14 protein-coding genes are annotated in these 13881 nt (G+C 58.9%); 7 read left to right on the top strand and 7 right to left on the bottom strand.

The window, feature by feature from the left end; all coding sequences use genetic code 11:
- Nucleotides 1-67 precede the first annotated feature (67 nt).
- Nucleotides 68-1135, top strand: a complete 1068-nt coding sequence (locus tag AC3EMD_RS15300) for an ABC transporter substrate-binding protein (RefSeq protein ID WP_023297462.1) — start codon at nt 68-70, stop codon at nt 1133-1135.
- Here AC3EMD_RS15300 and AC3EMD_RS15305 read toward each other — a convergent pair.
- Both AC3EMD_RS15305 and AC3EMD_RS15310 read right to left on the bottom strand, forming a co-directional pair.
- On the bottom strand, nt 1132-2076 hold the full coding sequence (locus tag AC3EMD_RS15305; RefSeq protein ID WP_012542009.1) for a LysR family transcriptional regulator: 945 nt from the start codon (nt 2074-2076) through the stop codon (nt 1132-1134). The two genes, AC3EMD_RS15300 and AC3EMD_RS15305, sit on opposite strands and share 4 nt — an antisense overlap.
- Nucleotides 2077-2247: 171 nt before the next feature.
- Nucleotides 2248-3135 carry a LysR family transcriptional regulator gene (locus AC3EMD_RS15310; protein WP_008805221.1) on the bottom strand — a complete coding sequence of 296 codons (888 nt, stop codon included), beginning with the start codon at nt 3133-3135 and terminating at the stop codon, nt 2248-2250.
- Nucleotides 3136-3230: 95 nt separating this feature from the next.
- Between AC3EMD_RS15310 and AC3EMD_RS15315 the strand changes: the two genes are divergently transcribed.
- From AC3EMD_RS15315 to AC3EMD_RS15330, 4 genes are read left to right on the top strand one after another with little or no spacing between them, the layout of a single operon-like run.
- Entirely contained in the window at nt 3231-4019 is a 789-nt protein-coding gene (locus tag AC3EMD_RS15315; protein WP_101856845.1) for a substrate-binding periplasmic protein, read from the top strand.
- Between the two features lie 5 nt (nt 4020-4024).
- A complete protein-coding gene (locus AC3EMD_RS15320) occupies nt 4025-4816 on the top strand; it encodes an amino acid ABC transporter ATP-binding protein (protein WP_008805223.1) in 792 nt (263 codons plus the stop codon).
- Nucleotides 4816-5490, top strand: coding sequence for an amino acid ABC transporter permease (locus AC3EMD_RS15325; RefSeq protein ID WP_012542012.1), 675 nt, complete (start codon nt 4816-4818; stop codon nt 5488-5490). The genes AC3EMD_RS15320 and AC3EMD_RS15325 overlap by 1 nt, the downstream gene beginning before the upstream one ends.
- Before the next feature lie 6 nt (nt 5491-5496).
- Complete coding sequence (locus AC3EMD_RS15330) at nt 5497-6903, top strand: MmgE/PrpD family protein (RefSeq protein ID WP_049009850.1); 1407 nt, start codon at nt 5497-5499, stop codon at nt 6901-6903.
- A 37-nt stretch (nt 6904-6940) separates the two neighbouring features.
- On the opposite strand, the gene AC3EMD_RS15335 is transcribed toward AC3EMD_RS15330, so the two are convergent.
- Complete coding sequence (locus AC3EMD_RS15335) at nt 6941-8557, bottom strand: peptide ABC transporter substrate-binding protein (RefSeq protein WP_302073579.1); 1617 nt, start codon at nt 8555-8557, stop codon at nt 6941-6943.
- Nucleotides 8554-8670 carry a hypothetical protein gene (locus AC3EMD_RS15340; protein WP_302073580.1) on the bottom strand — a complete coding sequence of 39 codons (117 nt, stop codon included), beginning with the start codon at nt 8668-8670 and terminating at the stop codon, nt 8554-8556. The genes AC3EMD_RS15335 and AC3EMD_RS15340 overlap by 4 nt, the downstream gene beginning before the upstream one ends.
- Before the next feature lie 72 nt (nt 8671-8742).
- Between AC3EMD_RS15340 and mpaA the strand changes: the two genes are divergently transcribed.
- Nucleotides 8743-9450 carry a murein tripeptide amidase MpaA gene (mpaA, locus tag AC3EMD_RS15345; RefSeq protein ID WP_012968432.1) on the top strand — a complete coding sequence of 236 codons (708 nt, stop codon included), beginning with the start codon at nt 8743-8745 and terminating at the stop codon, nt 9448-9450.
- On the opposite strand, the gene ycjG is transcribed toward mpaA, so the two are convergent.
- On the bottom strand, nt 9447-10412 hold the full coding sequence (ycjG, locus tag AC3EMD_RS15350; protein ID WP_012968433.1) for an L-Ala-D/L-Glu epimerase: 966 nt from the start codon (nt 10410-10412) through the stop codon (nt 9447-9449). The genes mpaA and ycjG overlap by 4 nt on opposite strands.
- A 102-nt stretch (nt 10413-10514) precedes the next feature.
- Here ycjG and tpx point away from each other — a divergent pair, with 102 nt between their 5' ends.
- A complete protein-coding gene (tpx, locus tag AC3EMD_RS15355) occupies nt 10515-11021 on the top strand; it encodes a thiol peroxidase (protein ID WP_008805229.1) in 507 nt (168 codons plus the stop codon).
- Between the two features lie 71 nt (nt 11022-11092).
- Here the strand turns inward: tpx and AC3EMD_RS15360 are convergent, their stop codons facing one another.
- Nucleotides 11093-12145: an AbrB family transcriptional regulator gene (locus AC3EMD_RS15360; RefSeq protein WP_008805230.1), complete on the bottom strand. Its 1053-nt coding sequence runs from the start codon at nt 12143-12145 to the stop codon at nt 11093-11095.
- A gap of 100 nt (nt 12146-12245) precedes the next feature.
- Nucleotides 12246-13787 (bottom strand): transcriptional regulator TyrR, encoded by a 1542-nt coding sequence (gene tyrR / locus AC3EMD_RS15365; RefSeq protein WP_012542019.1) that lies wholly within the window; start codon nt 13785-13787, stop codon nt 12246-12248.
- Nucleotides 13788-13881 lie beyond the last annotated feature (94 nt).

The following is a 13881-nucleotide window of genomic DNA, read 5'->3' on the forward strand; positions in this document are numbered from 1 at the left end:
AAAAGCATTTAACACACGGCCCGCCGGCTCTTTAGGGTGAGAAAAAAACTCAAGGGAGCAATACGTTATGATGAAAGCATTTTTTAGCCGCACCTTGCTGGCATTGGTCGCGGTCATCGGTCTGGCGGCAAACGCCCAGGCCGAGACGCTACGAACCATTCGCATCGGCGTGCCGGATCAGAGCGCCGGCAGTCAACCTTTTATTGAGGGGCCGGTCGGCATGGCGTTTATCCGCCATCAGCTGGAAGAGGTGTTTAAACCGCAGGGTGTGGAAGTACAGTGGCAGTTTTTCAAGGGGGCAGGCCCGGCGGTGAATGAAGCGTTAGCCAACCGACAGCTTGATTTTGTTTACCTCGGCGATCTGGCGGCGATTATCGGTAAGGCCAATGGTCTGCCGACACGCCTGCTTCTGGGCAGCCGCGGCTCGGAATCCTGGCTCGCGGTAACCAAAGCCTCGGGTATTAAAACGCTGGCCGACCTGAAAGGCAAACGGGTGGCGGTCTATCGCGGTACGGCGGACCAGCTGGCCTTTGACCGGGCGCTGCAAACCGCCGGCCTCAATGAGCGCAGTTTGCAGGTCATCAACCTTGACTGGAACGCGGGTAAAGCGGCGCTGGCGGCCGGTCGCGTCGATGCGGTATGGGGAGGCGTCTCCCTGCTGGCGCTACGCGGCGACAAAATTGATGTGGTGGTTAAAAGCGGCGATTCAGGCCGCCAGAACACCACTCAGGCGGGGTTCCTCGGCACGCAGACGTTTATCGAGACCTGGCCGCAGGCGACTCAGCAGATCGTTAATGTGCTGGTGAAGAATGCCGCTGAAATCAGCGATCCGGCTAATCGAGACGCCTGGTCTGCCGAGATGGCGCAGCAAAGCCAGATCCCCAAGGCGTTATTTCTGGAAGCGCTGCAGCCACAGGATCTGAACTTTACCACCTCACCGCGTATTGACCCGTTCCTGACCGGCAGCTTCAGCAGTAGCGTCGAGCAGGCTAAATCGGGTCGTCTGATCCGCAGCGCTTTTGACGTTAAGCAGTGGGTGGACGGCCAGTTTGTCGAGCAGGCGCTGAAAACGCAGCAACTGGAAAACCGCTGGCCACCGTACGATGCCAAAGGTGAGGCGAAAAACGCCGGTTAATCCCCCTCCTCCTGCGCCAGCAGCTGAAGCTGATGCTGACGGTCGGTGTGGAGGATAATCTCAATCAGCCTCTCAACCAGCGGCGGCTGAATCGCGTGAACCGGGGAGATAATGGCAAACCGGGTCTGCATTAGCCGCCACTCATCTGGCAGATCGCTAAGTTCCAGTTTCACCAGCCGATGGCTGTGCTGGCACAACGCGAAGCCGTCCTCGCTGGCGAAGCTTATCGCGTGGGTTTGCGCCAGAGTGGAAAGCAGCGCGTAAATATGGTCGCACTGGATCGCGGGCGTAAAGTCCTGTTGCTGGCTGAGGGTTGCCAGTACCTTGCGTACCCCCGGCGGCAAATAGGGGGCGGCAAAAGGGTAGCGCAACATCTCCTGAATCGAGATCGTCCCCTGTTTTGCCAGCGGATGTTCGGCATGGCAGACAAAGAAACAGCGTTGTGGGCTAAGCGGCTGCACGCGTAACTGCGGGTCAAGCTCGGCCTGCCAGCTATCGGCGACCACAAAAGGATAGTGCTGGGAGGTAAGCGCCTGATGCAGAGCAAGCCAGTTATCAATGTGAAAACGCACCCTCGCCTGCGGCAAAAGACGATGAAACTCTCCGATGGCCGCCGGAATCAGCCTCGCGCCGGGAGCCGGGCCGCAGCCAAAAGCGACCTCGCCATTTTGCGCATCGTCCGCCTCACGCAGCTGGCTACTAAGCTCAATATTGAGTTCCTGAAAACGGCGCGCATAAGGCAGCAGCTTTTGCCCGTGCAGCGTGAGCGTCGGTAGCTTGCTCTGGCGGTCGAATAAAGGATGACCGACACTCTGCTCCAGCGCCTGAATGCTGCGGCTAAACGCCGATTGCGACAGGCAAACCGCCTCCGCCGCACGATTAAAACTGCCGTACTCCACTAGCGCTACAAAATTGCGTAACTGGCGAAAATCCAGATGCATCGATCCGCTCCCTTCCCTCTACTATTCTACAAAAGTACTGGAAGGCGGCCTGGCGGTAAACCACAGACACCACTCCCGGTGGGTTAGCGCACCGTGACTGGGGTGAAAGTTCGCGTTGCAGAATATTGATGAACCTGCATGAGCGGCCAGCCACAGAGCCTCACGCTGATCTCACGTTTCAGCCATTAATTCCGTCATCACTTTCGCAAACACTTCGCCCGGCTGCGACAGGGTGCTATGTCCATCCGTCACCGCGACGACAGACACCGGCAAGGCATGACGGAACGGCCGCACCGCCAGACCGCTGGTGTCGACGCCCTGTAGAGAAAAACTGTCAACAATAGTCATACTGTTGTTGCCGTGTCTGACAAGATTAATCGCCATGCTGTAGCGGTTGGTTTCTACCGCCGCCACCTGGCGCTGGCGGAACGCCGGCACCTCTTCGGCAATCATGGCAACCAGCCGCGCGTCGGTCGTGATATACACCAGGTCGCGTGTCGGGATATCCTGCCAATGGATTTCCGTCTGCTGCGCCAGCGGATGCTGCCCGGGCAGCACACACACCATTTCACCCCGGCAGATGGCCAACGGGTTCTCCTCTGGTTCGTAGCCGGGTTTCACCAGAAAACCGAGATCGTAACGCCCTTCTTCAACCGCCGTCTCAATTTCATTGTTGAGACACATATCCGCCACCACACCATAATCCGGAAAGCTCTGCCGAAAACGCGCCACCGCCAGCGGCAATATATTCAGCGCCAGCGCAGGCGTGGCACAGACCCGCAACTGACCAACGCGATACTGGCGGATGTGATCAACAAAACGCTCAAAACGAAGCCGGTCCTGATGCACGCGCAGCGCCTCTTTATACAGCGCTCTGGCTTCCGCGGTTGGCTGCATCTTCCCTTGATAGCGCTCAAACAGGCTGAACCCCATCTGCTGCTCGATAAGCGCCAGGCTTTTACTCACCGAAGGCTGCGACATGGCCAGCTGCGCCGCTGCCGCTGTCACTGAACCTAGCTGAACGATACTGATAAAGACCTCGAGTTGCTTGGGTGTCATTGCCATTTTCCTGATAACGATATGCTGATTATGCATTTAAAAAATATGCACTCAGGGTTATAGAATCCATAATTATATTCACCAGAGGGCATAAAATGAAATTTTTCACGTCACGCTTCATGTCGATATTGTTGCTTATACCGGGGATGTTCTTAGCCCAGTCTCCTGCTCAGGCCGGGGAAGAAATCAATACGATTCTGCCAGACCATGTGATCCGCGTCGGTGCGGTCAACGCACCGCCGTGGTATCAGAAAGATCTGCTGACCAACCAGTGGACCGGGCTGGTTCCGGATGTTGTGCAGGCGATATTTAAAAATACCGATATCAAGATTGAATACGTTGATACGCAATGGGGCACCGCCGTCGCGGGTTTACAGTCCAACCGCTTCGATATTTTAGGTGGTTTTAATAATACGCCAGAAAGGGCCAAAGCCGTCGACTTTACCCGCCCTATGGGCTCGCACCAGATGGGCGTCCTGACTCTGGAAAAAGAGACGCAGAAATATCAGCGCTGGGACACCATCAACACTTCGCAGACCAGGCTCAGCGCGATTGATGGCTCGGCAGCCGTCACGCTGCTGCAGCCTCAACTGGACAAAGCCCAGTGGATTATCGTTCCCGATAGCGACAACATGCAGCTCCAGATGGAGAGCGGCCGCGCGGATGCCATCGTCACTAACGATATCCAGATGGCGCAATATATTCAAAAGCGTCATCAGGGCACGATGATCATCCCGCAGCCGGTCAAAGAACAGGCAACCAATATGGGCCTGCGTAAAGATCGACCGGAATTACAGGCGTGGCTGAATGGACGGCTCGAACAGCTGGATAAAGACGGCACGCTGAAAAAAATATGGCAGAAATATACTCACCCAGCGAAATAACTCTGATGAACCCACAATCATTATTACCGTTGCTGAAAATTGAAGCGCTTAGCAAATCATTTTCAGGTAATAAAATTATAGATGATGTTTCCTTCGCGGTTCGTCCCTCGGAGGTGATTGGCATCATTGGCCGCAGCGGCGCGGGTAAATCCACCCTGCTGCGTTGCCTGAACATGCTTGAAGTTCCGGATAGTGGGCATATCTGGCTGGGTGAGGAAGAAATAGGCTTTCACGGCGCGCAGAGAAAACAGGTCACACAGCGCACATTAGCGCGTCAGCGTGCCTCAATGACGATGGTATTCCAGCACTTTAATCTGTGGCCACATCGCAGTGTATTGCAGAATATTATTGAAGGTCCGGTACAGGTCCTGGGCTTGCCGCGTAAAAAAGCCATCGAAAAAGCCATGGCGCTGCTCACGCGTATGGGCCTGCAAGAAAAAGCCGGAGACTTCCCGGTTCAACTTTCAGGCGGTCAGCAGCAGCGGGTATCTATCGCCCGCGCCCTGGCCATGGCGCCGCAAGTGATCCTGTTTGACGAACCGACTTCCGCACTCGATCCGGAATCTGTCGGGGAGGTGCTGTCCGTTATTTCCGAACTGGCGGCCAGCGGCACCACCATGCTGGTGGTTACCCATGAAATGCGTTTTGCCCTGCAGGTATGTAGTCGGCTGCTGTTGATGGATAATGGTAAACTGGTGGAAGAAGCATCCCCGCAGGAGATCTGGTCACGGCCGCCCGATGCCCCTATCCGACGCTTTATGACGCTGTCCGGCGTAACGGCAGAGGAGCTGCGCTAATGTCTTATCACTGGGATTTCTCAATACTGTGGCAATATCACGCGGTTTTGCTGGAAGGGATATTGACCACCTTTAAAATTGTGCTGGCCTCAGTCACGTTAAGCATTCTTGGCGGAGCGCTGCTGGCCCCGTTGCGCGGCGCGTCCAGGGCGGTCATCCGCTTACCCACCCAGGGGTTGATTGAGATTGTGCGTTCAATCCCCCCTCTGGTGCTGATTGTCTGGGCCTACTACTGTCTGCCCATTTTGTTCGGCCTGACCCTCTCCTCGTATCTGACCTGTGTCCTCGCCATCTCGTTATATGGCAGCGTATTTTTCGCTGAAATATTTCGTTCTGGTATGCAATCGGTCGATCATGGTCTGGTCGAAGCGGGCCTGTCGGTGGGGATGTCACCGCTGAAAGTATTAGTTCGCATTACCGCGCCGGTAGCCTTTTTGCGAATTTTACCGGCGTTTGTCAGCCAGTGCGTGATGTCGGTTAAGAATTCCGTGCTGGCGAGTTATATCGCAACGGGTGAGATCCTCTATCAAGGGCAACGGCTGAGTACCGCCACCTTCCGCCCTCTGGAGACACTGACTTTTGTGGCGCTGTTTTTCGTCGCCACCATTCTTCCGCTGTCACTGCTGGCAAGCTATGCCGAGCGCCGGATCCGCAGCCGCTACTTCAAACGTTGAGTAACCATGACTATTTCCGCAACACGCCAGCTGGTCAATTTTGCCAGTACCTTATCTGCGCCAGCTATCCCGGCTCCCGTTCGGCGCAAAATTCGACTGCATTTACTGGATGCCCTCGCCTGCGGTTGGGCGGCCAGTGGCCACCGGGTCAGCGAACCGATGATACGCGCCTCCCGGCTATTTGGCGGAAACGGTCACTGTAGCGTCTTCGGTGAGTCCGGTTTCAGCCCATTGGCGGCCGCGTTCGCGAACGCCGCCATGATAAACGGCCTGGATCACGATGACGGTGTGGAGATCGACGGCAAAGGGCTCGGCCATCCGGGGGCCACACTGGTTGCCGCCGCGATGGTTGCGCTTGACCTCAATCCTGAGCCGGTAGCTCAGGACGTGCTGATTACCACCCTGGCGGCCGGTTTCGAGGTGAATAACCGGCTCATCCACGCCATCCAGCCTTCGGCAGAACGCTTCAGCCAGGTCTACGGCGTGGCGCAGCATCAATCCATCGGCGCAGCCGTGGTGGCCGGTCGGTTGTTGGGGTTAAACCCTGAGCAATTACATCACGCGGTGGGCCTGGCCGCCGCGTTAACACCGCTCCCCAGCCTGCACCAGTATAACTGGCGACAACGGCCGCTGTTGTCGCTCAAAGATGCCGTGGCGCCCGCCGCGCAAGCCGCCGTGCAGGCGGTGATAATGGCGCAGCAAGGCCTCAGCGGCAGCCTTGATGTACTCGATGGCGAACAGGGTTTCTGGCGGATGATTGGCTCCGACCAGTTCGCGCCAGACAGGTTGACCGATGAGCTCGGCAGTCACTGGTACGCTGGCTACGGTAGCTTTAAGCGATATCCCGCCTGCCGCTGGCTGGCCTGCGCGCTGGAATGCATGGAGGGCATCATGCAGCAGACCGGCTGGTCTGTTGCGGATCTCCGCACCATTGAGGTACAAAGCTTCCCCCGCCTGGTCAATGATATGATGGACTATCGGCCGCAAACGGTGACCGACGCGCAGTTCAGCCTGCCGTGGACGCTGGCAGCGATCGCCGCTGGCCTGGCGCCGGGTGCCGACTGGTATACTGAAGACAATATGCAAAACCCAGCCTTGCTGGCGCTGGCGGATAAAGTCACGGCCACTGTCACACCTGAATTTACACAACGAATGAACGGTCCGGCACGCCAGCCTGGCGCGCGCGTTGTGGTCACAAACAGCCGTGGCGAATGTGCAGTGCAGGAACGCTACAAACCCCTGGGCAGCGCCGAGCGGCCCCTTAGCGATGGGGAAATTATTGCCAAAGCGCGGGGAAATTTGCCCGGACATAAGATAAAGGTTAACGAACTGCTTACGAGCGTGATGGAGGAGGAAACGGCTCGGTATTACTCCTCTTCGGCAGACCTGATGGGCTTTTCGCTACCGGCGTAGCAAGGGTTGCCTGACATTGTCAGGCAACCACGACCGGTTAGTGCTTCACGATATACATGGTACGACTGTAGGCCACATCTTCCGGGTTGGTGATCGGGTAGCCTTTCAGCCACGGCTTAATCAGCCGGCCGTTAGTGTACTGGTAGATCGGCGCAATCGGCGCTTTGACCATAATGATCTTCTCCGCCGCGTTGTAATCGTCGTTACGCGCTTTGGCCGAATTCTCCACCGCCGCCTGGGCGAGGATTTTGTCGTACGCCGGATCGTTAAAGCGCGAGATATTTCCGCTGTGGGTGGAGGTCAGTAGCGACAGGAAGGTGGACGGCTCGTTGTAATCCCCCACCCACGAGGCGCGGATCACGTCGAAATTGCCGGTGTTACGGCTGTCGATATAGGTTTTCCACTCCTGGTTCTGCAGCTTCACCTCCACGCCGAGGTTTTTCTTCCACATCGACGCCACCGCGATGGCAATCTTCTGGTGATTCTCGGAGGTGTTATACAGCAGCGTCAGCTTCAGCGGACGATTCGGGCCATAGCCGGCGGCAGCCAGCAGGGCTTTCGCCTGGGCATTAAGTTCGGCCTGACTCATACTCTCAAACTGCGACGGCTGGGGGGTGAAGCCCGCCGTCACGTCCGGCGTGAAACGCCAGGCCGGTTTTTCCCCGGTTCCCAGTACTTTCTCCGCCATCACCCGGCGATCGATGGTCATGCTCAGCGCCAGTCGCACCCGCTCGTCCGCCGTCGGCCCCTTTTGGGTATTGAAAGCGTAATAGTAGGTACCCAGCTGCGGCGGGGTATATACCTGCCCCGGAATATCCTTCAGTAGCTTCTGATACATATTTTTCGGGAAAGATTCGGTGATATCGATATCGCCAGCGAGATAGCGCTTGGTGGCGGCGGACTCCTGGTTGATCGGCACAAAGGTGACCTGCTGGATCACCGTTTTGGCGTTATCCCAGTAGTGCGTGTTCGGCACCACCACCAGCTTTTCATTGACCACGCGATCTTTCAGAACATAGGCGCCGTTGCCCACCAGGCTGCCGGGCCGCGTCCAGTTCGCGCCGCTGTCGACATTCGCCTTCTGTACCGGGTAGAAGGCAAAGCTGGCGGTCAGGTTGCTGAACCACGGCAGTGGTTTATCCAGCTGCACCCGCAGAGTGTGGGCATCGACGGCGGTAACCCCCAGGGTCTCTGGCGCGGCTTTGCCGTCGATAATGTTCTGCGCGTTGGCGATCCCCGCCAGCGCCGCGAACCAGGCGAATGGCGAAGTGGTTTTCGGATCCACCAGACGCTGCCAGCTATAGACGAAATCCTCGGCGGTAACCGGCGTGCCGTCGGACCAGCGCGCGTCATCGCGCAGGGTAAAGGTCCAGACACGGTTATCGTTGCTCTGCCAGCGGGTCGCCACGCCCGGGATCAGGTTGCCTTTCGCATCCTGATTGACTAAACCTTCAAACAGATCGCGGATCACCTGGATTTCCGGCAGGCCCACCGCTTTGGCGGGATCTAACGAGGCGGGTTCATCTTTGATATGGCGTACTAACAGCTGTTTTTCCGCCAGTACCGTGCCCGGCGGTACATCCGCCGCCCAGGCCAAAGAAGATACGCTGGCTAACCACAGCGCGCCGCATGTCAAAGCGACAGGATACTTCATAAGATCCCCTTTAAAATGAAAAAAATACCGCCAACAGAGCGATAATTATTTGTTTCATCACCTGAAATTGCAAACGACATATGATAGAAAATTGATGTGTCTTCGGATTTCACGCCTCAGGGAATGGGTTTGATCCCGACACGCTTTTCGCCAACACTGAATAATAACGACACACAGGAAGCCCTATGTCTATTTCACGTCCTCGTCCGCAGCGCGGCGACTTTCCGCCGGGAACCCGGCAGTACGGCAGCTCGGAACTGGGCGCGCCGCTGCTGTGGTTTCCTGCGCCGCAGGCCGACAGCCGTAGCGGCCTGATTATTGCCGGCACCCACGGTGATGAAAATTCGTCGATTGTGACCCTCTCCTGCGCCCTGCGCACTCTGAAACCCGAGCTGCGCCGCCACCACGTGGTGCTGACGGTCAATCCTGACGGCTGCCAGCTCGGGCTGCGTGCCAACGCCCGCGGCGTTGACCTCAACCGTAACTTTCCGGCCGCTAACTGGAAACAAGGGGAAACGGTTTATCGCTGGAACAGCGCGGCAGAGGAGCGCGACGTGGTGCTGTTGACCGGCGAGCAGCCGGGTTCGGAGCGGGAGACCGAGGCCCTGTGTCAGTTGATCCACCAGATCCATCCGGCGTGGGTGGTCTCCTTTCACGATCCGCTGGCCTGTATCGAAGACCCGGGCCACAGCCCGCTGGGGCACTGGCTGGCCGACGCCTTCTCCCTGCCGCTGGTGGGCAGCGTGGGCTACGACACGCCGGGCTCCTTTGGCAGCTGGTGCGCGGATATCGGGCTCCCCTGCATCACCGCCGAGTTCCCACCGGTCTCCGCCGACGAGGCAACGGAGCGTTACCTGCCGGCGATGACCGATCTGCTGCGCTGGCAGGCTTAAAGATGAAGCACGCCGGTGCTGAACCGCAGCGCCGGCTCAACGTCCACCGCCAGCCATGTCGGGCCGTCGAGGTCGGCGAAGCGCGCCAGCGGCGCCAGAGGGAGCGCGGCGGCGATCCCGCGCGAGGTACAGAGCATACAGCCCAGCATCCGTTCAAATCCCTGCCGTTCCGCCTCCCCGGCCAGAGCCAGCGCTTCGGTCAGACCGCCCGTTTTATCCAGTTTGATATTGACCATCTCATAGCGCCCGCGCAGCCGCGGCAGGCTCTCCCGGGTATGGCAGCTCTCGTCGGCGCAAATCGGTAACGGATGAACGAAGTTTTCCAGCGCCGCATCGGCGTCAGCCGGGAGCGGCTGCTCGAGCATCGCCACGCCGAGGTCCGCCAGCAGCTGACAGCGCGCCGCCAGCCCCTCGCTGTGCCAGGATTCATTGGCGTCGACAATCAGCGTAGCCTCCGGCGCCGCCTGACGGATAGCGATTAACCGCTCGCTGATCAGCCGGTCGTCAAGCTTCACTTTCAACAGCTGGGCACCTTTCTGCCACAGCGCCGCGGCGCTGGCCGCCATCTGATCCGCCGTACCAATGACCACCGTTTGGGCGGTGATCACCCGGTTGGGCAACGCCACGCCCAGCAACTGGGACAAGGTTTTGCCTTCGCGCCGCGCCTGCAGATCCCACAGCGCGCAGTCAACGGCATTGCGCGCGGCGCCTGCCGGCAGCAGCCGCTGCAGCTGTTCGCGGGTGAGGCCCGCTTCCAGCTGCTCGCCGATCGCCATTACCTGGGCCATGACCGAAGCGATGCTCTCGCCATAGCGGGGATAAGGTGTGCATTCGCCCACCCCTTTCACACCGTCCTCCTCCAGTTCCACCACCACCACTTTTGCCTCGCTGCGGCTGCCGCGGGCGATCACAAAAGGGGTATGTAGCGGCCAGGCTTCCTCATACACTCGCACGTTGCGCATTCCCTTGTCCTCTCTGGTCAATGTTAAATAGGGTTTGCCGTGTAGCTGGCGGATGTCATACACTACTCGTGACGTTAACTATATGTAAACAGGAAGATAACCATGTCACAAACCGTGCATTTCCAGGGCAACCCCGTTTCTGTTCAGGGCACCATTCCGCAGGCAGGCGCTAAAGCGCAGCCGTTTACGCTGGTCGCCAAAGATCTCTCTGACGTCGCGCTGAGCCAGTACGCCGGCAAACGTAAAGTACTAAATATTTTCCCGAGCATTGATACCGGCGTGTGTGCCGCATCAGTGCGTAAATTCAACCAGCTGGCCGCTGAACTGGACAACACCGTGGTGCTGTGCATTTCCGCTGATCTGCCGTTCGCCCAGTCCCGCTTCTGCGGCGCGGAAGGCCTGAGCAACGTGGTGACCCTTTCCACGCTGCGCGGCGCGTCGTTCCTCGCTGACTACGGCGTCGCCATCGCTGCCGGTCCGCTGGCTGGCCTGGCCGCTCGCGCCGTGGTCGTTATCGATGAAAACGATCAGGTCGTCTACAGCCAGCTGGTGAATGAAATCACCGAAGAGCCGGACTACGACGCCGCGCTGGCCGCCCTGAAAGCCTGATAACAGATTGCCCGGGCGCATCACGCCCGCGGACATTCTATGTACTCAGCCCCCGCTCTGCGGGGGCTTTTTTATTGCCGTGGCGCATAGCGGGAGATAGCCCGCGCCATCGCCGGGCCGGTCAGTAAAATGGTAAACAGCCGCAACGTCTGTAGCGCCATAATGAACGACATATCCGCCCGGGTGCCGGCGGCGATAATCGCCACCGTGTCCAGGCCGCCAGGGCTGGTGGCCAGATAGGCGGTCATAAAGTCCATCTGCAGAATGTGGGTCAGGGCAAGGGCCATCAGGGCGCACATCAGGATCAGCCCAAGAATAGAGGCGATAATCTGCGGCAGCGTCTTCAGCGCCAGCAGAAAAATGGCTTTATTAAACTGCAGCCCCACCGTCCAGCCCAGCACCGCATAGGCCATCGCCAGCAGCCACTCCGGCAGCTCCAGCATCATCCAGCCGCTGCCCTGGACCAGCGCGCCGAGCAGCATCGGCAACAGCATGGCCCCGGAGGGGATGCGCAGCCGCATGCCCAGCCAACAGGCTAGCGCCGTCAGCAGCAGCGTGAAAGGGAAATTCAGGGTCAACGATGGAAACCAGACAATATCCTGAGTCATTTCCTGCGCTTCATTGCCCAACGCATAGCGCACCACCAGCGCCGCCGCGCCGACGACAAACAGCACCCGCAGATACTGCATCAGCGCCACCAGCCGCACATCGGCCCCGTACTCCTGGGCCATCACCACCATTGCCGACGCGCCGCCGGGAGAGCTTCCCCAGGCGCCGGTGGCGCCCGGCAGCGCGCTGTAGCGAACCAGCAACCAGCCGGTGAGGCCGCTAATCGCCAGGGTGGTCAACAGGATCGCCAGCACCAGCGCCCAGTTGTTGAACAGCACGCCAAAAACAGAGGGATTAATCGCCCGGGCGATCATGCAGCCGACGATGGCCTGCGCCGCCAGATAACAGGGACGAGGGATGCTCAGCTTCACCCCGCGCAGGCTCAAAATGAGACCGGCGATCAGCGGCCCCAGCAGTAGCGCTGCCGGCAAATGAAGGCGTAACAGCAGCGAGGAAAAGAGAACAGAGAGCAGCAGCAATGTCAGCCAGTGCCCGATCGCGCGACGCGACGCCAAGATGCACCACCCCGGAAAAAGGATTAAAAAACCAGTATATACAGGTTTGGCCCGCTTTGCAGGCCGAATGCCGGCGACGTGGGTCGCCGGCCTGGCGGGATTATTCGTCGCCCTTTTTCTGACTCAGACCATATTCACGCAGTTTATTGGCGATGGCGGTATGCGACACCCCCAGCCGCTTCGCCAGCTTACGGGTGCTGGGGTAGCTGCGATAGAGCTGGGTCAGCACCGAGCGCTCAAAGCGCCGGGTGATGTCGTCCAGCGACCCTTCCATCGCCTCCTCGCCCACCGGCAGCGACGCGACGTCATGGTCCGGCAGCAGAATGTCCTGTGGGCGCAGCTCAAATCCCTCCAGCTGGGTCAGTGCGCGATAGACGGCATTCTTCAACTGGCGAACGTTGCCGGGCCAGCTGTAGCGGGTGAGCACCGTACTGAGATCGGCGGAGAGCTTCGGCCGCGGGACGCCCTGCTCATCAGCAAAGCGGGCCACGAACAGCTCCGTCAGCGGCATAATGTCCTGCGGGCAGTCGCGCAGCGGCGGCAGATAGAGCGTCAGGACGTTGAGGCGATAGTAGAGATCTTCGCGGAACAGCCCTTTCTGCACCAGTTCGACCAGGTTTTTCTGCGTCGCGCAGATCACCCGCACATCGACGTGCACTTCATGATCCTCGCCAACGCGGCGGAAGGTGCCGTCGTTGAGGAAGCGCAGCAGCTTAGTCTGCATTCGCGGCGACATCTCGCCAATTTCATCCAGCAGCACCGAGCCGCCGTTGGCCTGCTCGAAGAAGCCCTTCTTACCCTGCAGCGCGTCGCCAAACAGCTCGCTCTCGACCGCGTCCTCGGGAATGGAGCCGCAGTTGAGCGCCAGATAAGGTTTGCCCGCCCGCGGGCTGGCCAGATGGCAGGCATGGGCCAGCAGATCTTTGCCGGTACCTGTGTCGCCGACAATCAGCAGCGGCGCGCTGAGCATCGCCAGCTTGCGCGCTTGCTCCACCACGTGGCGCATTTTCGGCCCCACCGCGAGGATCTGGCTGAAGGCGCTGGTGTCCTGGCTGGTCATGGTCTGCAGCTGGCGTCCCATGCGCACGGTTGAGCGCAGCATCGCTACGGCGCCGGTCAGCACCCGTTCGTTATGCTCCCCTTCCAGATAGACCGGGGTCACTTCCAGCAGATAGTTCTGTCCATTCACCACCACATGCTCCGCATGCGTCTCCTGCGGGCTGCTCTCCAGCCAGCGCTGAACGTTAAAATCGGCGATCAACTGGGCCACCGGATGGTTGCGCAGCTTCGCCTGGCTTTGGCCAAACAGCAGGCAGCTGGCGGGGTTGGCCAGTTCCACCCTGCCTTTGGTGTCCAGCGACAGCACCGGCTCCGGCATCGCCACCAGCAGGGCGCTGAGCGCCAGGTGTTCACGCTCAGACGGCATCCACGGCACGGTGCGCACGTCTGTCACGCCGGCGATACGGCGGATCTCTGCCATCAGGCTGCTGAACGTGGCGAACTCCAGTTCGGCAAAATTGAGGTAAATTCGGCCTATAGGGTCAATATCGATACCACGTAGATCAATGCCGCGCAGCACCAGCAAATCGAGCAATTCACGAGTCAGACCGAGACGGTCTTCACAAAAGACTTCAAGACGCATGGGAGTGTTCACCCTAAAAGTGCCAATGACGGGAGAATAATAGGACAGGAATGAGTTTTCGGGAAGCTAACTGTCAACAATTATTGACAGCATG

The sequence above is a fragment of the Klebsiella sp. PK18 genome, assembly GCF_057784655.1.